The sequence below is a fragment of the Pseudoxanthomonas sp. JC1303 genome (assembly GCF_058448525.1).
In genome coordinates this window covers 2,883,323-2,905,855 of record NZ_CP185958.1, presented here as the reverse complement: position 1 = coordinate 2,905,855, position 22,533 = coordinate 2,883,323, and the positions used below count along the sequence as shown (strand labels likewise).

At 68.8% G+C, this 22,533-nt stretch carries 18 protein-coding genes; 7 read left to right on the top strand and 11 right to left on the bottom strand.

Annotated elements, in window-relative coordinates:
• Positions 1 to 67 precede the first annotated feature (67 nt).
• Positions 68 to 2,227 carry a RelA/SpoT family protein gene (locus tag ACORQU_RS13015; protein ID WP_491641544.1) on the bottom strand — a complete coding sequence of 720 codons (2,160 nt, stop codon included), beginning with the start codon at positions 2,225 to 2,227 and terminating at the stop codon, positions 68 to 70.
• 71 nt (positions 2,228 to 2,298) lie between these two features.
• Between ACORQU_RS13015 and ACORQU_RS13010 the strand changes: the two genes are divergently transcribed.
• The 3 genes from ACORQU_RS13010 (at position 2,299) to ACORQU_RS13000 (ending at position 4,965) form a co-directional block, all read left to right on the top strand.
• Entirely contained in the window at positions 2,299 to 2,871 is a 573-nt protein-coding gene (locus ACORQU_RS13010; protein WP_491641543.1) for a hypothetical protein, read from the top strand.
• A gap of 47 nt (positions 2,872 to 2,918) precedes the next feature.
• Positions 2,919 to 4,664, top strand: a complete 1,746-nt coding sequence (locus ACORQU_RS13005; RefSeq protein WP_491645115.1) for a chloride channel protein — start codon at positions 2,919 to 2,921, stop codon at positions 4,662 to 4,664.
• 112 nt (positions 4,665 to 4,776) lie between these two features.
• Complete coding sequence (locus ACORQU_RS13000) at positions 4,777 to 4,965, top strand: hypothetical protein (protein ID WP_491641542.1); 189 nt, start codon at positions 4,777 to 4,779, stop codon at positions 4,963 to 4,965.
• A gap of 11 nt (positions 4,966 to 4,976) precedes the next feature.
• On the opposite strand, the gene ACORQU_RS12995 is transcribed toward ACORQU_RS13000, so the two are convergent.
• Entirely contained in the window at positions 4,977 to 9,209 is a 4,233-nt protein-coding gene (locus tag ACORQU_RS12995; RefSeq protein WP_491641541.1) for a DUF3418 domain-containing protein, read from the bottom strand.
• Between the two features lie 84 nt (positions 9,210 to 9,293).
• Here ACORQU_RS12995 and ACORQU_RS12990 point away from each other — a divergent pair, with 84 nt between their 5' ends.
• The 3 genes from ACORQU_RS12990 (at position 9,294) to ACORQU_RS12980 (ending at position 12,523) form a co-directional block, all read left to right on the top strand.
• Positions 9,294 to 9,836: a Dps family protein gene (locus ACORQU_RS12990; RefSeq protein WP_271644887.1), complete on the top strand. Its 543-nt coding sequence runs from the start codon at positions 9,294 to 9,296 to the stop codon at positions 9,834 to 9,836.
• A gap of 231 nt (positions 9,837 to 10,067) precedes the next feature.
• Complete coding sequence (gene recQ / locus ACORQU_RS12985) at positions 10,068 to 11,870, top strand: DNA helicase RecQ (RefSeq protein ID WP_491641540.1); 1,803 nt, start codon at positions 10,068 to 10,070, stop codon at positions 11,868 to 11,870.
• 107 nt (positions 11,871 to 11,977) lie between these two features.
• A complete protein-coding gene (locus tag ACORQU_RS12980; protein ID WP_491641539.1) occupies positions 11,978 to 12,523 on the top strand; it encodes a DNA-3-methyladenine glycosylase I in 546 nt (181 codons plus the stop codon).
• A gap of 99 nt (positions 12,524 to 12,622) precedes the next feature.
• On the opposite strand, the gene ACORQU_RS12975 is transcribed toward ACORQU_RS12980, so the two are convergent.
• The 3 genes from ACORQU_RS12975 to gltX all read right to left on the bottom strand — a co-directional run bounded on the left by ACORQU_RS12975 (position 12,623) and on the right by gltX (position 15,321).
• A complete protein-coding gene (locus ACORQU_RS12975) occupies positions 12,623 to 13,324 on the bottom strand; it encodes a hypothetical protein (protein ID WP_491641538.1) in 702 nt (233 codons plus the stop codon).
• Between the two features lie 65 nt (positions 13,325 to 13,389).
• Entirely contained in the window at positions 13,390 to 13,893 is a 504-nt protein-coding gene (locus tag ACORQU_RS12970) for a transcriptional repressor (RefSeq protein WP_491641537.1), read from the bottom strand.
• Positions 13,894 to 13,923: 30 nt separating this feature from the next.
• Positions 13,924 to 15,321 (bottom strand): glutamate--tRNA ligase, encoded by a 1,398-nt coding sequence (gene gltX / locus ACORQU_RS12965; RefSeq protein ID WP_491641535.1) that lies wholly within the window; start codon positions 15,319 to 15,321, stop codon positions 13,924 to 13,926.
• Between the two features lie 86 nt (positions 15,322 to 15,407).
• Here gltX and lpxH point away from each other — a divergent pair, with 86 nt between their 5' ends.
• Entirely contained in the window at positions 15,408 to 16,151 is a 744-nt protein-coding gene (gene lpxH / locus ACORQU_RS12960) for a UDP-2,3-diacylglucosamine diphosphatase (RefSeq protein WP_491641534.1), read from the top strand.
• Positions 16,152 to 16,399: 248 nt separating this feature from the next.
• On the opposite strand, the gene ACORQU_RS12955 is transcribed toward lpxH, so the two are convergent.
• The 6 genes from ACORQU_RS12955 to folC all read right to left on the bottom strand — a co-directional run bounded on the left by ACORQU_RS12955 (position 16,400) and on the right by folC (position 22,503).
• Positions 16,400 to 17,221 (bottom strand): ferritin-like domain-containing protein, encoded by an 822-nt coding sequence (locus ACORQU_RS12955; RefSeq protein ID WP_491641532.1) that lies wholly within the window; start codon positions 17,219 to 17,221, stop codon positions 16,400 to 16,402.
• Positions 17,222 to 17,249: 28 nt separating this feature from the next.
• Positions 17,250 to 17,735 (bottom strand): T6SS immunity protein Tdi1 domain-containing protein, encoded by a 486-nt coding sequence (locus ACORQU_RS12950; RefSeq protein ID WP_491641531.1) that lies wholly within the window; start codon positions 17,733 to 17,735, stop codon positions 17,250 to 17,252.
• Positions 17,736 to 17,747: 12 nt separating this feature from the next.
• Positions 17,748 to 19,217, bottom strand: a complete 1,470-nt coding sequence (purF, locus tag ACORQU_RS12945) for an amidophosphoribosyltransferase (protein WP_491641530.1) — start codon at positions 19,215 to 19,217, stop codon at positions 17,748 to 17,750.
• Between the two features lie 44 nt (positions 19,218 to 19,261).
• Entirely contained in the window at positions 19,262 to 20,044 is a 783-nt protein-coding gene (locus ACORQU_RS12940) for a CvpA family protein (protein ID WP_491641529.1), read from the bottom strand.
• A 126-nt stretch (positions 20,045 to 20,170) separates the two neighbouring features.
• Complete coding sequence (locus tag ACORQU_RS12935) at positions 20,171 to 21,169, bottom strand: SPOR domain-containing protein (protein WP_491641528.1); 999 nt, start codon at positions 21,167 to 21,169, stop codon at positions 20,171 to 20,173.
• A 65-nt stretch (positions 21,170 to 21,234) separates the two neighbouring features.
• Positions 21,235 to 22,503, bottom strand: a complete 1,269-nt coding sequence (folC, locus tag ACORQU_RS12930) for a bifunctional tetrahydrofolate synthase/dihydrofolate synthase (protein ID WP_491641527.1) — start codon at positions 22,501 to 22,503, stop codon at positions 21,235 to 21,237.
• Positions 22,504 to 22,533 lie beyond the last annotated feature (30 nt).

Below are 22,533 nucleotides of genomic sequence, written 5' to 3'. Positions count from 1 at the left end.
CGCGCAGTATCCGCCAGGGCGCGTGATGAGCCGATCCCTACGCTGAACGCGTGGCACCCCGGCTTTCCTAACCGGCGCGCAGGGCCTGCTGCACACCCGGCAGGGCATCGAGCTTGCGCAACAATGTAGACAACTGGCCGTAGTCGGACACCTTCAGGCGCAGGCGGAAGCGGACCTTGCCCGTCCCGCGGCTGGCGTCGCTGTGGATGTCCAGTACGTGGGCATCCTCCTGGGCGATCAGCGTGGTGACGTCCTTGAGCAGCCACTTGCGGTCGATCGCCTCGATCAGCGCGTCGACCTCGTACCCCCCTCCGGCCACGCCCCACTCCACCGGCAGGACGCGCTGTGGATGCTGCGCGGCCAGCCGGCGCAGGGACGGGCAGTCGCGGCGGTGCACGGTGACCCCGCGCCCGCGGGTGAGGTAGCCGACGATGGGTTCGCCGGCGACCGGCTGGCAACACTTGGCCAGTTGCACCAGCAGATTGCCGACGCCCTGCACGGTGAAGCGCGACTTGTCCGCGCCGGGTGCGCGCTGGACGGCACGACGGACGGGGTTCTGCGGCGGCAACGGGGCCTCGCCGGCCTGGGCGCGCTGGTCCTCCTGCAGCGCGCGCGCCACCTGGCTGGGGCCGGTATCGCCCAGAGCGACCTGGATGTAGAGCTCTTCGGTCGATTCTGCACGGAACTTGCGCAGCGCCGGCGCCAGATCCAGTTGATGAAGGTGCAGACGCTTGAGTTCGCGCTCGAGCAGGTCCTTGCCCGCGGCGACGTTGCCGGCCCGGTCCAGCTTGTGGAAGTAATGGCGCACCTTTTCGCGCGAGCGGTTGCTGGCCAAAAAGCCGTTGGCCGGCAGCAGCCAGTCGCGCTTGGGTTCGCCGGTCTTGCTGGTCAGGATCTCCACCCGGTCACCACTGCGCAGCACATGCCCCAGCGGCACGATGCGGCCGTTGACCTTGGCCCCGCGCGTGCGGTGCCCGACCATGGTGTGCACGTGATAGGCGAAATCCAGCACCGTGCCGCCGCGCGGCAGGTCGATGACTTCACCCTTGGGCGTGAGCGTGTAGATCCGGTCTTCGGCCAGCTCGGCACCGAACTCGCTTTCCAGGCCCTGGCCGCCGGCCGACTCGTTCTCGCTGGCATGTTCCAGCAGGCGCCGCATCCAGGCGATCTTGCGGTCGAAGGCGGCATCACCCCCACCCTCCTTGTAACGCCAGTGCGCGGCAACGCCCAACTCGGCCTGGGCGTGCATGTCGTGGGTGCGGATCTGCACTTCCAGCGCGCGTCCTTCCGGACCGACCACCGCGGTGTGCAGCGAGCGGTAGTCATTGGCCTTGGGCCGGGCGATGTAGTCGTCGAACTCCGAGGAGATCGGCGTCCACAGCGCATGGACCACGCCCAGCGCCGCGTAGCACTGGGCCACGTCGTCCACCGCGATGCGCACCGCACGCAGGTCGAACAGCTCGTCCAGCGCCACCTGCTTGCGCTGCATCTTCTTCCAGATGCTGTAGATGTGCTTGGGGCGCCCGCTGACCTCAGCCGCGATGCGGTGCTCGGCCAGCGCCGCACGCAGGGTCGTCTTGACCTGCTCGATGTAACGCTCGCGTCCGGTGCGCTTTTCGTCCAGCTGGGCGGCGATGGACCGGTAGGTCTCCGGCTGCAGATAGCGGAAGGCCAGATCCTCCAGCTCCCACTTGAGCTGCCAGATCCCCAGGCGGTTGGCCAGGGGCGCATGGATGTCGCGCGTGAGCAGGGCCAGCTCACGACGGGCGTCCTCAGGCATCGCGGCCGCCTTGCGCATCCGCGCCAACTGCCGCGACAGCAGGATCGGGACCACCCGCAGGTCCTGGATCATCGCCAGCAGGAGACGACGCAGGCCTTCGGTGTTGCGCGCGGCGGCCGGTTCGGCGTGCAGGGCCCAGACCTGCGCAGCGGCCTGCTGCCCTTCCAGCAGCGCCAGTAGCCCCGGATGCGCGGCACGCAGATCGGCCGACAGCGCCTCCTGCAGCCCGGGCACGCCGAACAGCAAGGCCGCGCACAGCACCTCGCCGTCCGCCGACAGCCCGGTCAGGGTCTGCAGCGCATCGGCCAGCACCGGCCAGGGGTCGGGCATGGCGCTCTGCACGTCGTCCTGTCGGAGGCGCTCTTGCATGGGTCCGCGCAACGACGAGGGCAGTGCGGCAAGCACCCCTGAAACGACATCTGATTGAGCTGGGGGAACGGCGGACATCGACGCGACCATGACACGAAGCGGGGAATGGTTGCGAATACACTACTGGTCCGCCCAATCCGGGAACACCCATGCCTCGCGCACTGCGCTACAGCCTGCTGACCCTCGCCCTCTTCCTGCCACTGGGCGCCGCGGCGCAACAGGCGGCGCCGGCGACCGACCTGAAGCAGCAGATGAGCCCGGTCGAGTTCAAGGCCGCTGGCCTGGACAAACTCAGCGCCGGCGAACTGGCTCAACTCAATGCCTGGCTCAACCACGCCGTCGATACCCAGTCTGCTGCGGCTTCCGCCCAGGCCAGAGCGGAAGCCGAACAGGCCCGCGCCGAGGCCGAGCGTGCCCGTGCTCAGGTGGCCACGGCCAGGGAGGCCGGGCGCAAGGACGTAGTCGAAGCGAACCGCGGCTTCCTGACGTTCGGCTCGGATGAGCCGATCGAGTCGAGCATTTCCGGCCAGTTCGATGGCTTTGGCAAGGGACGCAAGTGGACTCTTGCCAATGGTCAGGTCTGGCAGCAGGCCGACGCCGCGACTCTGGAGGGCGTCCATCGCACCGACCCGAAGGTGTCGATCAAGCCCGGTATGTTCGGTGCCTGGTACATGCGCATCGAAGGCTTCAACACCTCCGCATCGGTCAAGCGCATCAAGTGAACACCAGCGCGTCGCCGCAGCCGGCGCGCGATGCGCTCCGCGCGCGGCTGCACGCGCCCATCGACTGGCTGCGGCGCCAGTTCCGCGCCAACGACCTGTGGTTCATCGGCCTGTCCACGCTGGTCGGCCTGATTGCGGCCGGGCTGACCTTGCTCCAGGGCGACCTGTCGCGCGCCATGCAGGCCATGCTCTACGACCTGGCACCGGGCGAGCATCTCAGCGCGTCCAGTGGCATGAGCGTGTCCCAGTTGCTGGTCCTGCCGCTTGGCGGGCTCTTGGTCGGCCTGGTGACGCTGGCCGCGCGACGGCGCAAGCGCGCGCTGGTCGATGCGGTCGAGGCCAACGCGCTGCACGGCGGGCGCATGTCGATGCGCGACAACCTGATCATCTCCCTGCAGACGCTGCTGTCCAACGGCTTCGGCGCCTCGGTCGGACTGGAAGCCGCCTATGCCCAGATGGGCGCCGGCGCCGGTTCGCAGCTCGGACGCGTACTGCGCGTGCGCCGGGCCGACATGCGCACCCTGGTCGGCGCCGGCGCCGGCGGCGCCATCGCCGCCGCATTCGGGGCGCCGTTGGCGGGGGCGTTCTATGCCTTCGAGATTGTCATCGGCGCCTATACCCCCTCGGCGCTGGCTCCCGTGGCCGCGGCCACCCTGTCCGGTGCGTTCCTGGCCGAAGCGTTGGGCGCCCCGCCCTATCTGCTGCCGGCTGCTTCCACCTACGAGCTGGCCCCACGCGACTACGCGATCTATATCGCCCTGGGCCTGACCTGCGCCCTGATCGGAATCGCGGTGATGCGGCTGGTCGCGGGCATCGAGCGGGTGATCGGCAAGCTGGAGCTGCCGGTCTGGGGGCGGCCGGTGGTCGGCGGCCTGCTGCTGATCCCGCTGGCGCTGTATTCCCCGCAGATCCTCTCCTCCGGCCACGGCGCCCTGCACCTGGACATGGGTAACGCCAACACGCTGCGGATCCTCGCCACGCTGCTGGTGCTCAAATGCCTGGCCTCAGGGATTTCGCTGGGATTCGGGTTCCGCGGCGGCCTGTTCTTCGCCTCGCTGTTCATGGGCTCGCTGGTCGGGGCGTTCTTCGCCGTGGGCATGAACCAGCTGGTGGATACCTCGGTGGTCGATGTCACCAGCGCCTCGCTGGTCGGCATGGCCGCGCTGGCCGCGGCGATCGTCGGCGCGCCGATGACCATGGCCATGCTGATCCTGGAGGGCACGCATGATTTCGTCCTGGCCAGCGCGGTAATGGTCGCCGTGCTGGTGGCCAACACGGTGGTGCGCCAGGCCTTCGGCTATTCGTTCTCCACCTGGCGCCTGCATCTGCGCGGGGAAAGCATCCGCAGCGCCCGCGACGTGGGTTGGGTGCGCAACCTGTCGGCCGGCAAGATGATGCGCAAGGACGCCAACCACACGCCCGAAACCACCAGCGTGGCCGAGTTCCGCCGACGCTTTCCGCTGGGCTCGACCCAGCGCGTGGTCCTGGAAGACGCCGATGGCCACTATGCCGGTGTCGTGCCACTGTCATTGGTCTATGCCGATGGCATCGGCAAGGACGCGACCGTGGCCGACTACGCGCAGAACCGCGACGCGGCCCTGTCGGCCGACACCGATATCGTCTCGATCATGCAGGCCTTCGACGCCACCCAGGCCGACGAACTGGCCGTCGTCGACGACGCGCGCAAGGTGCTGGGCGTGCTGTCCGAAGGCTTCGTGCGCAAGCGCTACGCCGAGGAACTGGAGAACCGCCAGCGCGAACTCATGGGCGAACGCGGACGGGGCGAGGACTAGCGTTCGCCGCCAGGTGCGCCATCGATGCGCTACCGTCGAGACTGGCCGACTGGCACTTCAAATTCGCCACGCACCCGGACCGTTACGACAAAGAGGACACGATATGGGCTCAATGAGCGTCTGGCACTGGACGATCCTGCTGTTGGTCTCGCTGGTCTGGGTGATTCCTTTCTGGCGCATCGTGGCCAAGGCGGGTTATCCCGGCGCCCTGGCATTGCTGGGCCTGATCCCCGGCGTCAACCTCATCCTGCTCTGGATCTTCGCCTTCGTGCGCTGGCCCGTGGAATCGCGGCGGGCGTAAGGCCTATCGCTTCAGCGCCCCTGCAGCGCCGCCACCCGCTGCGCCAGCTTCTTGGGGCTGATGCCACTGCGCGCACCCAGCTCCTGGGCGAACAGCGACACGCGCAGCTCCTCGATGTCCCAGCGCAGCGCCTGCCACTCGTCCGACTGCACGCGGCCCAGCGCGGCAGCATTTTCCAGAGCCTGCACGAACGGGGTCAGCTCCAGCATGCGCTGCTGGTCGCGGCTGGGATCGCGCTTGGCGCGTTCGGCGCGCAGCTTCATCGCCTTGAGATAACGCGGGAATTGCGCCAGCACCTCGGCCGGGGTTTCGCGCAAAAATCCCGGGTGCACCAGCGCGTCGAGCTGGGCGTGCAGGTCATCCAGGTTGCCGCGCGCCCAGCCCATCAGCGGGGCTTCCAGCTCGGGCTTGAGCTCGGCCACGGCCGCCAGGATGGCCTCGGCGAGCTTGAGCCTTTCCATCGCCTCGCCGAACAGCGCCTTGCCGGCCGCATCGCGACGCTGGGCGAAGCTGCCCGGGTCGCGGACCTCGCCTAAGCCCTCGGCCAGCACCGCATTCAAGGCCGCATCGACGATGTCGCCACGCAGGCGTTCCTGCGATTCCAGCGCCGCGTACAGCAGCCCGGTCTTGGGCGACACCGGCAGCTGCTTGCGCGCTTGCTTGACCTTGTCGGCCAGCGCCAGCTCCATGAGACGACGCACGCCGCGGGGATGTGCGGCGACCGCCTGGGCGCGGTCGGCGAAGATGCGCAGTGCGGCGCTATCGCCCTCGTCCACCAGCGCCGGATATGCCGGCACGCCGGCTTCGCCGGGGACCTGCAGCGGGATCGGTTCGGACGGAAACGCGTGCAGGCCCTCGCTGGCCAGCGCGCGACCGGCACGCGCAGCGAAGGCATGGCCCGCCTGGGTCCCAAAACGCGCGCGCAGTGCCTCCAGGTCACGCGAGGACGCCAGCACCTTGCCCTGCTCGTCGCGCAGGCGCAGATGCATGCGCAGGTGGGGCTCCAGTGCGGCCTCGTCGAAATCCAGCGCGCTCACCGCCACGCCGGTGGCCTTGGTCAGGAAACGCGCCAGCTCGCCGCGCAGGTCATCGCCGGACGGCTTGGCGAAGGCTTCATAGAACGCCCGGCCGAAGTCCGGCGCCGGCACGAAGTTGCGCCGCTGCGCCTTGGGCAGCGAGCGGATCAGCCCGGCCGCCTTTTCGGCGACGAAGCCCGGAGCCAGCCACGACAGCCACGCCGGATCCAGCGCATTGAGCAGGTGCAGCGGCACCTCCAGGGTGACGCCATCGTCTTCCGCGCCCGGCTCGAACCTGTACTGCAGCGGCAGGCGCGCATCGCCCAGCGCGAAATACTTCGGGTAGCGGTCCGCCTCGCTGCCTTCGCCAGGCAGCAGGTCGGCCAGCGACCAGCGTAGGGCCTGGCGCTTGTCGTCGGCCAGCGTCTTCCACCACGCGTCCAGCCCGGCGGCCGAGTGCAGTTCGCCCGGAATGCGGTCCAGGTACCAGCGCGCCTGCCAGTCCTCGTCGGCGACGATGCCGGCGCGGCGCAGTTTGGCTTCTTCCTCGTGCGCGGTGGCCAGCACTTTGCCGTTGTCGGCAACGAAGGCCGCGCGCGTATTGATCTCGCCCGGCACCAGCCCCTGGCGCACGAACAGTTCATGCGCCTCCTGCGGCGCGATGCGCCCGTAGTGCACCGGCTTTTTCGGCGCCAGTACCAGGCCGAACAGGCTGATCTGCTCGGAGGCCAGCACCTGTCCCTGCGCGCGGGACCAGTGCGGGTCGAAATGCTTGCGCGCCAGCAATTGCGGCACCTCGGCGATCACCCAGTCCGGCTCGATCGACGCGTTGGTCAGGCCCCACACCCGCTGAGTATCGAGCAACGTGGCGGTGAGCACCCAGGCCGGCGGCTTTTTCGCCAGCGCCGAGCCGGGGAACAGATGGAAGCGGCGCTGGCGCGGCGCCAGAAAGTCGCCCTTCTCGGTGCGGTGGCCCACCTGCGTGGGCAAACCGGCGATCAGCGCGCGATGCAGCGACTGGTAGGCGGCGCTGCGTTCGCGTTCGCTGATGCGTACACCGGGGTCCGCGTCGACTTTCCGTTCTGGCTTGGCCGCCTCTGGTGCGCTCCCGGAGAAAGTCGACGCTGCCCCCGTTTTTGCTTTCCCCTCCCGCGCCAAGCGCGCGGCCCGATGCAGCTCGCCCCGGGTGGGACGCGAGGCGGGCTTGCCGTCATGGCCCACCGAAGCAGCAGGCGAACCCGCCAGCAGCGGCGCCAACGCGGCGGCGACTGGTTCCTCGGCCCAGCCCAGCTCCTCGCACAGCACGCGCAGCTGGCGATGCAGTTCGCGCCACTCGCGCATGCGCAGGAAGCCCAGGAAATTGCGCCCGCACCAGTCGCGCAGCTTGGACTGGGTCAGGTCTTCGTGGGCCTGGTTGTAGCCGTCCCACAGGCGCAGGATGCCGACGAATTCCGAGCGCGCATCGGCGAACTTGGCATGCGCGTTGTCGGCCGCCTCGCGCGCCTCGGGCGGGCGTTCGCGCGGATCCTGGATCCCCAGGAACGCGGCGATCACCAGCATCGGCCGCAGGCAGCCGTGGGCCTGCGCGGCGACCAGCATGCGCGCCAGCTTCACGTCCACCGGCAGGCGCGCCATGCGCCGACCGACCTCGGTCAGCTTGCGCAGGCCATGCCGATCGGCCTCGGTGACCGCGCCCAGCTCGACCAGCTGCTGCCAGCCATCGGCGATGGCGCGCTCGTCCGGCGCCTCCAGGAACGGGAAGTCCTCAATCCGGCCCAAGCCCAGCTGCAGCATGCGCAGGATCACGCCGGCCAGCGACGAACGCCGGATCTCCGGGTCGGTATAGCGTGGGCGTGCCTCGAAATCGGCCTGCGCGAACAGGCGCACGCAGATGCCTTCGGCCACGCGGCCGCAGCGGCCCATGCGCTGGTTGGCGCTGGCCTGGCTGATCGGCTCGATATGAAGGCGGTCCAGCTTCTGCCGCGGGCTGTAGCGCTTGACCCGCGCCAGGCCCGGATCGACCACGTAGCGGATGCGCGGCACGGTCAGCGAGGTCTCGGCGACGTTGGTGGCCAGCACGATGCGCCGCTGCGAGCCAGGATTGAACACCGCGTCCTGGTCCTTGGCCGAGAGCCGCGCGTACAGGGGAAGGACCTCGGTATGCCGGTACTTGCGCCGTTCCAGGGCCTGGTGCGCATCACGGATCTCGCGCTCGCCAGGCAGGAAGATCAGCACGTCGCCGCGTGCGTCTTCGCGGGTGATCTCGTCCACTGCGGCCACGATGGCCTCGTTGACGCTGCGCTCGCCCTGCTCCGAATCATCCGCGGCCGTCCGTGGCGAAACTCGATCGGCTCCGGACTCGCCGGCCCGGCCATCCGTGGCCGGTCGTTCGACAACCTGGCGAGCACCTTGATGGTGCTCACCCGAGCCGGTTGTCTCACCCAGCGGCCGGTAGCGCACCTCCACCGGGAAGGTGCGACCCTCCACGCTGACCACCGGCGCATCGTCGAAATGCGCGGCGAAGCGGGCGGTGTCGATGGTGGCTGAGGTGACGATGACCTTCAGGTCGCGGCGCTTGCGCAGTAGCTGCTTTAGGTAGCCCAGCAGGAAATCGATGTTGAGGCTGCGCTCGTGCGCCTCGTCGACAATGATCGTGTCGTAGTTGGACAGCCAGCGGTCGCTGGCGATTTCCGCCAGCAGGATGCCGTCGGTCATGAACTTGATGCGGGTGTCCTCGCCGACGTTGTCGTTGAAGCGCACCTGGTAGCCGACCGCCCCGCCCATCGGCACCTGCAGCTCCTCGGCTACGCGCCGGGCCACCGCGCGCGCGGCGATCCGGCGCGGCTGGGTGCAGCCGATCATGCCGGCCACGCCGCGTCCGGCCGCCAGGCAGAGCTTGGGCAACTGCGTGGTCTTGCCCGAGCCGGTCTCGCCGGCGATCACCACGACCTGATGGTCGCGGATCAATTCGACGATCCGCTCGCCTTCGCGGGCGATCGGCAGCGCGTCATCCAGGGTCACCGCCGGCAACGAGGCCGCGCGCGCCTGGCAGGCGGCGACCGAGGCGCTCAGCGCCTGGCCAAAGCGCTCGCGAAGCTGCTCGTCACCGGGTTTGGCCTTCCAGCGCGACAACAGGCCATACAGGCGGCCACGGTCGCGACTCAGCGCGCCATCGATGGCGCGCCGGGCGGCGTCGGGAGACTGGGGGAGTTCTACGATTGATGCCATGAATCGATCGATCTGGATCTTTTGATTACCAAACTTCATCTACGCGGTTTATTGTGAACCATCGCCACTGACGAGGAGCTCCACATGGCCAAGACCAAGACCGCGACCAAGAAGAAGAAGGCCACCCCGCTGGCGGCCGCCCCCAGCGCGCCCGGCGTGGATATCGGGATCGCCCCCGACGACCGCAAGCACATCGCCGATGCACTCTCGCACTTCCTGGCCGACGCCTACACCCTGTACCTGAAGACCCACAACTTCCACTGGAACGTGACCGGGCCGATGTTCAACTCGCTGCACACCATGTTCGAGGGGCAGTACACCGAACAGTGGGGCGCGCTGGACGAGGTGGCCGAGCGCATCCGCGCCCTGGGCTACAACGCGCCGGGCTCGTACGCCGAATTCGTCAAGCTGACCTCCATCCCGGAGGAGCCGGGCCTGTCCAACAGCGCCGACTGGAAGGAGATGGTCCGCCAGCTGGTGGTCGGCAACGAGGCGGTGTGCCGCACCGCGCGCCAGACCCTCAAGACCGCCGAGGAAGGCAACGACGACCCGACCGTGGATCTGATGACCCAGCGCCTGAACACCCACGAAAAGTACGCGTGGATGCTGCGTTCTTTGCTGCAGTAAGGTCCGGTCTGGCCTGCCGACCAGGCATGACTTCCCGGCATTTGCACCGCAAATGCTGGGGTCTGCGCCTTCGGCACGCCCCTTGACTCAAGGGGGCTTTCCACCAGCGAGTTGATCGGGAAGCTGCAGTCGGCCTCCAGAAATTTCCGACGTGATGTGTCGCCTATGCCCGGCCCTGCGCCGGGCATTGCGTCCCTGGGGGATGAGACGCCGGCCCGGTATCCTGTGCACATGCAGGAACGTGCGCTTGAAATCCTCCACCGGGTGTTCGGTCACCCCGGTTTCCGCGGCGAGCAGGCCGCCATCGTCGAACATGTCGCCAGCGGCCACGATGCCCTGGTGCTGATGCCCACCGGCGGCGGCAAGTCGCTGTGCTACCAGGTGCCGGCGCTATTGCGCGAGGGCACCGCGATCGTGGTCTCGCCGCTGATCGCGCTGATGCAGGATCAGGTCGAGGCGCTGCACCAGCTCGGCGTGCGCGCCGAATTCCTCAACTCATCGCTGGATGGAGAGGCCGCGCAACAGGTCGAACGCGCCCTGCTGGCTGGCGAGCTGGACCTGCTGTATGTCGCCCCCGAGCGGCTGCTGACCGGGCGCTTCCTCTCCCTGCTGGACCGTGCGCGGATCGGCCTGTTCGCCATCGATGAGGCGCATTGCGTGTCGCAGTGGGGCCACGATTTCCGCCCCGAATACCGCAAGCTCACCGTCCTGCACGAGCGCTGGCCGGATATCCCGCGCATCGCACTGACCGCGACGGCCGATCCGCCGACCCAGGCCGAGATCGCCGAGCGCCTGCAGCTGGAGGACGCGCGCCGCTTCGTCAGCTCCTTCGACCGTCCCAACATCCGCTACACCGTGGTGCAGAAGGACAACGGCCGCCGCCAGCTGCTCGACTTCCTGGCCGACCACACCGGCGAGGCCGGCATCGTCTACTGCATGTCGCGCAAGAAGGTCGAACAGACCGCCGAATTCCTGCGCGAGAAGGGTTTCGACGCCCTGCCTTACCACGCCGGCCTGGATGCGCAGGTGCGCGCGGACAACCAGCGCCGGTTCCTGCGCGAGGACGGCATCGTGGTCTGCGCGACCATCGCCTTCGGCATGGGCATCGACAAGCCGGACGTGCGCTTCGTGGCGCATACCGACCTGCCCAAATCGCTGGAGGGTTACTACCAGGAAACCGGCCGCGCCGGCCGCGACGGCGAACCGGCCCAGGCCTGGCTGGCCTACGGCCTGGGCGATGTGGTCCTGCTCAAGCAGATGATCGAGCAGGGCGAGGCCGCCGAGGAACGCAAGCGCCTGGAGCGGCGCAAGCTGGACCAGCTGCTGGGCTATTGCGAATCCATGCAGTGCCGTCGTCAGGTGCTGCTGGCCGGCTTCGGCGAGACCTATCCCCAGCCCTGCGGCAACTGCGACAACTGCCTCACGCCCGCGGCCAGCTGGGATGCGACCGAGGCGGCGCGCAAGGCGCTGAGCTGCGTGTATCGCACCGGTCAGCGCTTCGGCGCGGCGCACCTGATCGACGTGCTGCGCGGCGCCGACACCGAGCGCATCCGCCAGCTCGGCCACGACCAGCTCACCACCTACGGCATCGGCAAGGACCTGGACGCCTCGATGTGGCGCGGGGTATTCCGCCAGCTGGTGGCGGCCAGCGTGCTGGAGGTCGATGCCGAAGGCCACGGCAGCCTGCGTCTGACCGCGTCGGCCAAACCGATCCTGCAGGGCCAGCAGACCGTGCTGCTGCGCAAGGATTCGCCCAAGCTGCGCCAGCGCACCGGCAGTGGCAGCAGCCAGGTCGCCGCCGAGCTGTCCGAAGTCGACCAGCCGCTGTTCCAGGCCCTGCGGCGCCTGCGCGCGCAGTTGGCCAAGGAGCAGAACCTGCCGGCCTACGTGATCTTCCACGACGCCACCCTGCGCAACATCGCCGAGCAGCGCCCCATCGACCTGCGCGCCCTGGCCCGGGTGGGCGGCGTTGGCGGCAGCAAGCTGGATCGCTACGGACCGGCGCTGATCGAAGTGGTGCGCGAGGCTGGATGATGGGCACGCGGGGTCAGGTTCACTTTCCCCGACATCCCCAGGCGAGTCAGACGACGAAGGAAAGTGAACCTGACCTCGCCCCACACTCTTTCCAAAGGATTGCCCGCATGAGCGGCTACTGCACCATCGCCCCCGGCCACCCCATCCACGGCACCTACCACGACACTGAGTACGGCTTCCCACAGCGCGACGAATCGGTGCTGTTCGAGCGCCTGCTGCTGGAGATCAACCAGGCCGGGCTGAGCTGGGAAACCATCCTGCGCAAGCGCGCCGCCTTCCGCGCGGCGTACAGCGGCTTCGACGTGGATGCGGTGGCCGCCTACGGTGAGGCGGAGATCGCGCGCCTGATGGCCGACGCCGGCATCATCCGCAACCGGCTCAAGGTGCTGGCCGCCATCCACAACGCCCAGGTCATCCAGCGCCTGCGCGCCTCGCACGGCGGCTTTTCCGCGTGGCTGGATGCGCACCATCCGCTGGAAAAGGCGGACTGGGTGAAGCTGTTCAAGAAGACCTTCCGCTTCACCGGCGGGGAGATCACCGGCGAGTTCCTGATGAGCCTGGGCTACCTGCCCGGTGCCCACCACGCCGACTGCCCGGCCTATGCCGAGGCCGCCCGGCATCAGCCGCCATGGATGCAGGGGCAGAGCCGCTGATCGCCCAACGGCGCCCTGAAGGGCGGCAAGGCTTTCTCAGGACCGATCGATGACTCCGTGGCGATGTCATCCACGGACTGAGGGCTGGCCACGGCGGTTTCAACCAGCCAGATGCCGACACAGCGCCGCCCAGGCGGTCGAACCGGCGATGGCCACGAATCCCACCTGCTGCGCCAAGAGCACCGCCAGCAGCAGCGGATACGGCGGCAGGAGCCGCCCAGCGCGCATGTCGCGCACCATCAGGACCAGGGCGACCACCACGCTGATCAGCATGCCGGCATGGAAGACCGTATCGAAGGACGACACGCCCGGCAGGTAGGCGCCCAGCGCACGCGCGGTCGCCGGCGGCAGCACCAGCACGGCGGTGCAGGCCATGTAGCGCAGGTGCAGCGGCCGACGCCGCCGGTGCCACAGCGCCAGGACATAGCAGCAGGCGAAGAACGCCAACCCGAGGAAATCCACCCAGGCCAGGCGCGTGGCATAGGCACGCTGGAACGGGTTGGTTCCCGCCAGTGCGTCACAGACCAGCAGTACGCCGGACACCAGGAACGGCGGGACGATCGCCAGCGAAGACCAGCCCAGGATCCGATGCGGCGCCAAATGCCGGGTCCGCGCCAGGGTCGCCTGCACGATCAACAGCAGCAGCCAGGTCGTGGCGAGCGTTCCATGGACCAGGCGCAACGTGCCGACCCGGGTCGGCTGGGAGAAGAACGAGGGATAGAAGCCGGCCACGGCCACCAGCAAGGCCACGCCGAAGTAATAGACGCTCGTGTCGTGCGACTGCGTTCGCGACAGCTGCATGGCCGTGTTTCCAAGGGGAATCAGCGGTCACAACGCAGCGCCGGGCGGGCGCCGGCCAGGCAGGCTCAGACGGCGCCGCCCCCCGCGCAGCGTGCGCACAGGCCGTGGACTTCCAGGGTCTGGGCCTGCGGCTGGAATCCCAGGGCCTTGGCCCGGGCCTCCAGCTGATCGACCACGGCGCGGTCTTCCAGTTCGACCGCCGAGTGGCAGCGGTCGCAGATCAGGAACGGCACCGAATGCGCGTCGCTGTTGGGGTGATGGCAAGCGACGAAGGCGTTGACCGATTCGAGCTTGTGCACGAAGCCATTGGCCATCAGGAAATCCAGCGCGCGGTACACCGTCGGCGGTGCGTCGGCACCCACGCCCTTGGAGGCGCGGACCAGATCCAGCAGCTCGTAGGCCTTGATCGGCTTGCCAGCCTGCGCGATCAGCTGCAGCACGCGCGCGCGAATCGGGGTCAGGCGCAGGCCGCGTTCGCTGCAGGCATGCTCGACCGCATGCACAAACGCTTCGGCGCTGTGCACGTGATGGGTCGGGTCGATGCAGGCGTGGGCGTGCTTGCTGGACATGGGGCACATCCTCTCGTGGATCAGACAGCGTTACGCGATCTTGGTAAGCGCGACGTCGATGCGTTTCAAGGCCTCGTCGCGTCCGGCCAGGTACACCGTATGGGAAATGTCCGGGCTGACCTGGGTGCCGGTGATGGCCACGCGCAACGGTTGGGCGACCTTGCCCATGCCCAGTTCCAGCGCGGCGGCGGCATCGTGCAGCGCGGTGGAGACCGCTTCGACATGCCACTGGCCCAACGCCGCCAGCAGCTCGCGCGCCTTGGCCAGCGGCGCGGCGGCGGCCGGCTTGAGGTGCTTGGCCACGGCGGCCTCGTCGTATTCGGTCAACGGCTGGTACCAGACCACGGCCTTCTCGGCCATTTCCTTCAGGGTCTGCACGCGCTCACGCAGGGCCAGCACCACGTCCACCGGTGCCGGTCCAGCCGACAAGTCCAGGCCCAGCTTGTCCAGCTGGTAGACCAGGTGCGGCGCGATGGCGTCCGGCGCTTCGGTCTTGAGGAAATGCTGGTTGACCCAGCCCAGCTTGGCCATGTCCAGGCGCGAGGCCTTGGAGTTGCAGTCCTTCACCTCGAACAGGTCGATCAATTCCTGGCGCGTGAACAGTTCCTGGTCGCCATGCGACCAGCCCAGGCGGGCCAGGTAGCTGAGCAAGGCATCGGGCAGGTAGCCGGCGTCCTTGTACTGCATCACGTCGGCCGCACCGGTGCGCTTGGAGAGCTTGGCACCCTGCTCGTCCAGGATCATCGGCATGTGGCCGAACTTCGGCACTGGGGCGCCGATGCCTTCGTAGAGGTTGATCTGGCGCGGGGTGTTGTTGATGTGGTCGTCGCCGCGGATGACCTCGGTGATGCCCATGTCCCAGTCGTCCACCACCACGGCGAAGTTGTAGGTCGGGTAGCCGTCCGGGCGGAAGATCACCATGTCGTCCAGCTCGGCATTGGCGATCTCGATGCGGCCCTTGATCAGGTCGTCGAAGACCACCACGCCGTCCTGCGGGTTCTTGAAGCGGATGACCCGGTTCGGATCGTGCCTGTAGGGCAGGCCCAGCTCGCGCGCGGCGCCGTTGTAGCGCGGCTTTTCCTGTTTAGCCATCGCGGCCTCGCGCATGGCGTCGAGTTCCTCGCGGGTCTCGTAGGCGTAATAGGCCTTGCCGTCGGCGAGCAGCTGCTCGGCCACTTCCTTATAGCGGGCCACGCGCTGGGTCTGGTAGATCGGGCCCTCGTCATAGCCCAGACCCAGCCAGTCCATCGCCTCCAGGATCGCGTCGATCGCGCCCTGGGTGCTGCGCTCGCGGTCGGTGTCCTCGATGCGCAGGACGAACTCACCGCCGCGGTGGCGCGCCTCCAGCCAGCAGTACAGCGCGGTGCGTGCGCCGCCGATGTGCAGGTAACCGGTGGGACTGGGGGCAAAGCGGGTACGGCAGGTCATGGAAGGCCCGGAAGCGTATGACAGAGGAATTCCACCATTTTACCCGGCCCGGGCGGCACGGTCCGAACGCCCGGTATCATGGCCCGATGACCACGCTGTTCATTTCCGACCTGCATCTGGACGCCGCGCGTCCGGCCATCACCACCCTGTTCCTGGAATTCCTGCAGCGCGAGGCGATCCACGCCGAGGCGCTGTACATCCTGGGCGACCTGTTCGAGGCCTGGGTGGGCGATGACGACCCGTCCGAGCTGGCCACCCAGGTGGCCGACGGCCTGCGCGCGGTCAGCGACGCTGGCATGCCGGTGTTCTTCATCCGCGGCAATCGCGACTTCCTGCTCGGCCAGGACTATGCCGATCGCTGCGGCATGCGCATCCTGCCCGACCCGGCCGTGGTCGAACTCTACGGCGAGCCGGTGCTGCTGCTGCACGGCGATCTGCTGTGTACCTCGGACGTGGCCTACCAAGCCGTGCGTGCGCAGACCCGCGACCCGGCCTGGCAGGCGCGGATGCTGGCCCAGCCGCTGGCCGCGCGTATCGCCTTCGCCGCCCAGGCCCGCGCCGCCAGCGCCGCCCACCAGGGCGGCATGAAAGACGACAGTGCGAAATTTGAGACGCTCACCGACGTCACCCCGGCCGAGGTCGAGACCAGCTTCGTGCGCTACGGCCTGACCCGCATGATCCACGGCCACACCCATCGCCCTGCGGTGCATGCGCTGACAGCGGGCGGCCAGGCCTGCACCCGCATCGTGCTGGGCGACTGGTACGAACAGGGCTCGGTGCTGCGGGTCACGCCGGAAGGCGACGACCTGCAGGTGCTGCCGCTGGGCTGAGCGTCACCGCCGCCATGGCGGCGATGACGCCTTCCCATCACGCACGATCGCCGCCATTGGCCTATCTGTGCCCGGCCTTCCTAGCAAGGCCCCGATCGCCGCCATGGGGGCTGCTACCTGTAGCGCCGAGCTTGCTCGGCTGAAGCCTTTTCGGTAACGCCCCAGCCGAGCAAGCTCGGCGCTACCGCGTTTCCTCGACCTCGCGATGCCCCGACCCTGGCCTTGATGGGGGCGTGGCCTGGCCTGGCCTATGCCGACCGCGCCGGCGCCAGCGCGAGCAGGGCGTCGACTTCCTCCTGGTCGAAGCCGGCCTGCAGGCGCGCTTCCAGGTTGAACGGCCCGCGCAGGTAGCCGCCGGCGTATTCGCGCAGCAGTTCGCGGAAGCGCGCGCGCGGCTCGACGCCTTCGCGCTCGCAGTACCAGCGGTACCAGCGCGAGCCAGCGGCGACGTGGGCGACCTCTTCGCGCAGGATGACCTCCAGGATCGCGACGGTCTCGACGTCGCCCAGCTTGCCGAGCTTGTCGATCATCCCCGGGGTGACATCCAGGCCACGCGCCTCCAGCACGCGCGGCACCAGCGCCATGCGCGCCAGGCCATCGTGCGCGGTCTTCTCGCACATCTCCCACAGCCCGTGATGCGCGTCGAAATCGCCGTAGTCGTAGCCCAGCGACTGCAGCCGCGTGCGCAGCAGCATGAAATGGCGCGATTCGTCGTTGGCCACGCCGACCCAGTCGGCATAGAACTGCACCGGAAGGCCGCGAAAGCGATAGACCGCATCCCAGCCTAGGTCGATAGCATTGAGCTCGATGTGCGCGATGGCGTGGAGGAAGGCCGCCCGGCCCTCCACGCTGCCCAGGCCACGCTTGGGCAACTGGCGCGGATGGACCAGCCGGGGCCGCTCTGGCCGTCCAGGCATGCCGATCGGTTGTGGAGGCGGCGCGTCTTCGGGAATGCACAGTTCACCGCGCGCAAAGGCGGCGGCATGACGCTGGGTCAGCGCGACCTTCTCGGCCGGGTCGCGGGCCGCCAGGCAGGCCTGGGCCGCCTCGAACAACGACGGAACGGACATCGCGGTCAGCCAGGTCGCGCGGCGACGCTCACTCGGTCGCCAGCGAGATGTCGGCGAGCGCCTGCCCCGGCGCCAACGCAGCGACCTGGGCGTGCACCTGCCCGGTCAGGGCGAAGTGCGCGGACAGCGCGACCGGCTCCAGATTGGACGCCTCCATTGCCCCGCCCAGCACCAGCGGCACGCGTAGCCCCAGCACCTGTCCGGCATCGGGCGCCTGCCCGGCGCGCAGGCGCTCGGCCACCAGATCGAAACGAAACCAGGCCGCGACGAAGTCTGCGTCGGTCAGCCGCTGCAAAAATTCGGACAGGTCGTCGGCTACCTTCTGGACCACGCCGCTGGCGCAGTCCAGCCAGTGCACGCCGGGCGCCTCCGGCAGCTGCACGAAGGCATCGCCGGCCACGGTCACCATCAACACCTGGGCGCCGGGACCCAGCAACCAGTCCCAGTCGTCCAGCAGGTCGGCGCGGTCGCCGGGCTCCAGGGTGACGGCCAGGTCTTCCAGGGTGATCGCCATCGACGCTTCCGCTCAGACTGCCCGGCGCAGGTGCTTGGCCTCGTCCGAGCGCAGCTGCTGGATGCGATCGAAATAGCCCGGTTCGATCCCGGTCACGTACTCGCCGTTGAAGCAGGACGAATCGAACTGCGTCAGGTCCTGGTTGCCTTCGCGCACGGCCGCTTCCAGGTCATCCAGGTCCTGGTAGATCAGCCAGTCGCAGCCCAGGAATTCCTGGATCTCCTGCTCGCTGCGGTTGTGCGCGACCAGTTCCTCGGCCGCCGGCATGTCGATGCCGTAGATGTTGGGGTGGCGCACCGGCGGCGCGGCGCTGGCCAGGTAGACCTTGCGCGCGCCGGCATCGCGCGCCATCTGCACGATCTGGCGGCTGGTGGTGCCGCGCACGATGGAATCGTCCACCAGCAGCACCACGCGGTTGCGGAACTCCAGGTGGATCGGATTGAGCTTGCGGCGCACCGATTTCACCCGCTCGCCCTGCCCCGGCATGATGAAGGTGCGGCCGACGTAGCGGTTCTTGACGAAGCCCTCGCGGTACTTCACGCCCAGCACGTTGGAGATCTCCAGCGCGGCGTCGCGCGAGGTGTCCGGGATCGGGATGATGGTGTCGATGTCGTGGTCGGGCTTGAGGCGCAGGATCTTCTCGCCCAGCTTCATGCCCATGCGCATGCGCGCCTTGTGCACCGAGACGTTGTCGATCATCGAATCGGGCCGCGCGAAGTACACGTACTCGAAGATGCACGGGCTGTGGTCGGTGGTGGTCGCGCAGACCTCGGAGAACAGCTCGCCGCGCGCGGTGATCACCAGCGCCTCGCCCGGGCGCACGTCGCGCACGCGGGTGAAGCCCAGGATGTCCAGCGCCGCCGACTCGGAGGCCACGATGTATTCGTCGCCGTCGACGTTCTCGCGCTTGCCCAGCACCAGCGGGCGGATCCCGTGCGGATCGCGAAAGGCCACCAGGCCCAGCCCCAGGACCACGCTGACCACCGCGTAGCCACCGCGGCAGCGGCGGTGCACGCCGGCCACGGCGCGGATCGCCGCCTCGGGGGTGAGCATGCGCTGGGCGTCCAGCTCGTGGGCGAACACGTTCAGCAGCACCTCGCTGTCCGAATCGGTGTTGATGTTGCGGCGGTCGGCCTCGAACACCTGCTGGCGCAGGGCCTCGGTGTTGGTCAGGTTGCCGTTGTGGGCCAGGGCGATGCCGTAAGGCGAGTTGACGTAGAACGGCTGCGCCTCGTCCATGCCCTCCGAGCCGGCGGTCGGGTAGCGGCAGTGGGCGATGCCCACCCGGCCTTCCAGCACGGCCATGCGGCGCTCGTCGAACACGTCGCGCACCAGGCCATTGGCCTTCTGTACGCGCAGGCGCGTGCCGTCCGCAGTGGCGATGCCGGCGGCATCCTGGCCACGGTGCTGAAGCACCGTCAGGCCGTCATAAAGCTGACCGGCAACGTTCTGGTTGCCGACGATTCCGACGATGCCGCACATGGGGCGTTCTCCGCTGTTGTCGCTGCTGCGTATGTTGCGTGGCGTTAGAGCGGCCGTTCCTGGCCTTGGGGGCTTGCCACGACCCGGGCCGGGTCGCGTTCGTTGGGACGCACCTGGGCCGGGTCGCCCTGTGGCGCGGCCGGCTCGTTCAGGGGCTTGGGCAGGCCGTTCGACCCGGGTGCCCGGGCGCCTCCCAATGCATCGGACACCGTCTGTCCGAGATGCGGCAGCTGTGCGGCTGCCTGCTGGAATCTGTCGTCGAGGTCCCTATTATCGCCCGACAACGGCAACTTGTTGAGATCCATGTTGCGCAACGTGTCCATGTTCATGTCTTCCATGGCCGGCATCGAGGGCATCGCGGGCACGGAAAAGTCCGGCAACTGGGCGCGCATCCAGTGCGCGCCGGGCTCCAGCACCGGCAGGACGCGCGACTCGCGCCATGCCGATTCGCCGGTCAGCGGCGTGAAGGACATCAGCAGCACCAGCACGCAGGCGAAGAATCCACCCCGCACCAACCCGAGCCCACCGCCTGCCAGGCGGTCCACGCCGGACAGGCGGGTGTTGCGCACCGACGCCCGGATCACCATGCCGATCAGCGCCACCACGATCATCACCCCGACGAAGGTCAGCGCGTAGCCGCCCAGGTAGTCGGCCATTCCGGGCCGCGCGCCATCGGCGAATTGCGCCGCCGCGTCGCCGCCGAACATGAACGCGGCCCACCCGGCCAGCAGCCAGGACAGGGTGCCCACTACGATCCCGATGAAACCGCGCAGCAGCCCCAGCAGAGTGGAGACAACGATGATGGTCAGCAGGACCAGATCGATCATGGCGTCGGGCCAGTAAGCCGGCCTTCCCGAAGATACGGCGTCAGGTTGTCCATCGGTGCTCCCTCCGTGGCTGCGTGGTCGGTCCAGTCCTGGACCCCGGGTCCGCGTTGAGGCGCGGGCCGGTGGTTACGGATGCGGGCGCACGATCCCGGCCAGGCCGTTGCGTGCGGCCACCTGGGCCTTGAGCTGGTCGGCCTCGGCGCGGGTGGAGACCGGCCCAACACGCACCCGGTACAGGCGCCCGCTGTCGGTGGACACCGGCTCGACGAAAGCGCTGAAGCCATTGCCGCGCAGCTTGTCGCGCAGGGCATTGGCATCGCCCTCCTTGCTGAACGCACCGACCTGCAGGGCGAAGCCCACACCGGTCGCGGCCGGCTTGGGGACCGCCGCCACCGGCGGCTTGGCCTCCGGCGCTGGCTGGGCCTTGGGCGGCTCGGGCTTGGCGGGCTCCGGCTTGGCCGGTGCGGGCGTCGCGGCCGGCGTTGGGGCTTCGGATGCCAACTGGGCGGCATCGGGATTGTCCGCGGCCGGCGTTTGCGGCTGCGCCGCCGAGCCGGTCGGCGCGGCGGCCGGCGTTGCGTCCAGCGCGATCACCTCGGCCTTGACGTCGCTGCGCACCTTGACCGCCGCCAGGCGCGCGATCTCGGCCTGGGCCTGGTTGGCGTAGGGCCCCACGCGCACCCGCCAGGCCGGCTTGCCGCCGATGGTGGCTTCCTGGCGGAAGGATTCCAGCCCGGACTGGCGCAGGCGGTCGATCACCACGTCGGCATCGGCCTGCGTCGCATAGGCGCCAAAGGTCACCGCGTAGTCGCCGCCAGCGGTGGCCACCGGAAGACCGTGACTGTTGGTCGGCGTCTTGGGCGCATCGACCGGCTTGAGGGCCTCGGTCCCGCCCTGCGCCGGGGCCGGCATGCCGGTCCCACCATTGGCGCCCGCCTGACCGGGGGTGACCAGCGGCAGCTCACGGGTCTCGAACTGGCCATCCGGCGCATTGGGCACGTCGGTGGAAATGTCCGAAACGCCGCTGTCGCTGGCCGGCCCCTTGACCAGCATGGGCAGGAAAATGACAGCCAGGGCCACCAGGACGATGGCGCCGATGATGCGGTTTCTCAAAGCAGTATCCATCGTCGTGGGCGACGGGCTCGGTCATGAAGCTGCAAATTATAAGGGCTGGACCTGCCCGGCTTTCCTCATGGGGCTGAACCCAGGATCGCCAGCGCTTCGGCAGCCGTGTGGAACGAGCCGAACACCAGCACCCGCTGTCCGGCGCTGGCCTTTCCAAGCGCGGCGGACAGGGCCTCGCCCACGCTCGCAAAGCGCGCCCCTGTGGCGGCTCCAGTGTCGGCCAGGCACGCGGCCAGGGCCTGGGCATCCTGGCCGCGCGGCGTGCCCGCCTCCAGCCCCGCCAGGTACCAGTGGGCGATGCGCCCTTCCAGCGCCTGCACCACGCCGGCACTGTCCTTGTCGGCCAGCGCCGCGTAGACGGCCACGGTCTGCATCGGGTTACCGTCCAGGAAAGCCGCCAACTCGCGCGCGGCCTGCGGGTTATGCGCGACATCGACCCGGACCTCGATGCCATCGCGCTCGAAGCGCTGCAGCCGGCCGCGCACGCGGGCCTGGGCGATTCCGCGGACAAACGCGCTGGCCGGCAGTTCCTCCGGCAACGCGCGCAGCGCGGCGACGGCGGTGGCCGCATTGGCGCGCTGCACCGGGGCGTCCAGCAGCGGCGCAGGCAGCAGCAGTTCGGTGCCGACCTCACGCCAGCGCCACTGGCCGTCCTCGGCCGGCTCATGGAAGAAATCATTGCCCAGTTGGATCACCCCGGCCCCGATGGCATAGGCATGCGCCAGCACGCTGGACGGCGCGGTCACCTCGCCCAACACCAGCGGCGTCCAGGCGCGCGCGATGCCGGCCTTCTCCTTGCCGATGGCCTCGCGATCGGTCCCCAGCCAGTCGGTGTGGTCGATGTCCACGGTAGTGATCACCGCCACGTCTGGGTCGACGATGTTCACCGCGTCCAGGCGCCCGCCCAGACCGATCTCCAGCACCGCCAGGTCCAGTCCGGCGCGCTGGAACAGCCACAGCGCGGCCAGCGTGCCGTATTCGAAATAGGTCAGCGGCGTGTCGCCACGCGCGGCCTCGACTGCCTCGAAACCCTCGACCAGCGCCACGTCATCGGCGTCCACGCCATCGATGCGCACGCGCTCGTTGTAGCGCAGCAGGTGTGGCGAGGTGTAGGCGCCGACCTTCCAGCCGCCGGCGCGCCCAATGGACTCGATGAAGGCCACGGTCGATCCCTTGCCGTTGGTGCCGCCGACGGTGATGACCTGACGCGCCGGACACTCCAGCCCCATCGCAGCAGCCACGGCACGGACGCGGTCCAGCCCGAGTTCAATGGCGCTGGGATGCTGGGCCTGGATGTGGTCCAGCCACTCGGCGAGGGAACGGGAAATCGACACGGGCGCGGCACGGGGTTACGGCAGGGGGCG

Bases quoted from the DNA above. Each gene is read 5' to 3' on its own strand.
- ACORQU_RS13010 (WP_491641543.1), top strand. From the start codon at position 2,299: ATGCCTCGCGCACTGCGCTACAGCCTGCTGACCCTCGCCCTCTTCCTG.
- ACORQU_RS12970 (WP_491641537.1), bottom strand. From the start codon at position 13,893: ATGTCCAGCAAGCACGCCCACGCCTGCATCGACCCGACCCATCACGTG.
- ACORQU_RS12995 (WP_491641541.1), bottom strand. From the start codon at position 9,209: ATGGCATCAATCGTAGAACTCCCCCAGTCTCCCGACGCCGCCCGGCGC.
- ACORQU_RS12935 (WP_491641528.1), bottom strand. From the start codon at position 21,169: ATGGATACTGCTTTGAGAAACCGCATCATCGGCGCCATCGTCCTGGTG.
- purF (WP_491641530.1), bottom strand. From the start codon at position 19,217: ATGTGCGGCATCGTCGGAATCGTCGGCAACCAGAACGTTGCCGGTCAG.
- ACORQU_RS12975 (WP_491641538.1), bottom strand. From the start codon at position 13,324: ATGCAGCTGTCGCGAACGCAGTCGCACGACACGAGCGTCTATTACTTC.
- ACORQU_RS12990 (WP_271644887.1), top strand. From the start codon at position 9,294: ATGGCCAAGACCAAGACCGCGACCAAGAAGAAGAAGGCCACCCCGCTG.
- ACORQU_RS13015 (WP_491641544.1), bottom strand. From the start codon at position 2,227: ATGTCCGCCGTTCCCCCAGCTCAATCAGATGTCGTTTCAGGGGTGCTT.
- gltX (WP_491641535.1), bottom strand. From the start codon at position 15,321: ATGACCTGCCGTACCCGCTTTGCCCCCAGTCCCACCGGTTACCTGCAC.
- ACORQU_RS12955 (WP_491641532.1), bottom strand. From the start codon at position 17,221: ATGTCCGTTCCGTCGTTGTTCGAGGCGGCCCAGGCCTGCCTGGCGGCC.
- lpxH (WP_491641534.1), top strand. From the start codon at position 15,408: ATGACCACGCTGTTCATTTCCGACCTGCATCTGGACGCCGCGCGTCCG.
- ACORQU_RS12940 (WP_491641529.1), bottom strand. From the start codon at position 20,044: ATGATCGATCTGGTCCTGCTGACCATCATCGTTGTCTCCACTCTGCTG.
- ACORQU_RS12980 (WP_491641539.1), top strand. From the start codon at position 11,978: ATGAGCGGCTACTGCACCATCGCCCCCGGCCACCCCATCCACGGCACC.
- ACORQU_RS12950 (WP_491641531.1), bottom strand. From the start codon at position 17,735: ATGGCGATCACCCTGGAAGACCTGGCCGTCACCCTGGAGCCCGGCGAC.
- ACORQU_RS13000 (WP_491641542.1), top strand. From the start codon at position 4,777: ATGAGCGTCTGGCACTGGACGATCCTGCTGTTGGTCTCGCTGGTCTGG.
- recQ (WP_491641540.1), top strand. From the start codon at position 10,068: ATGCAGGAACGTGCGCTTGAAATCCTCCACCGGGTGTTCGGTCACCCC.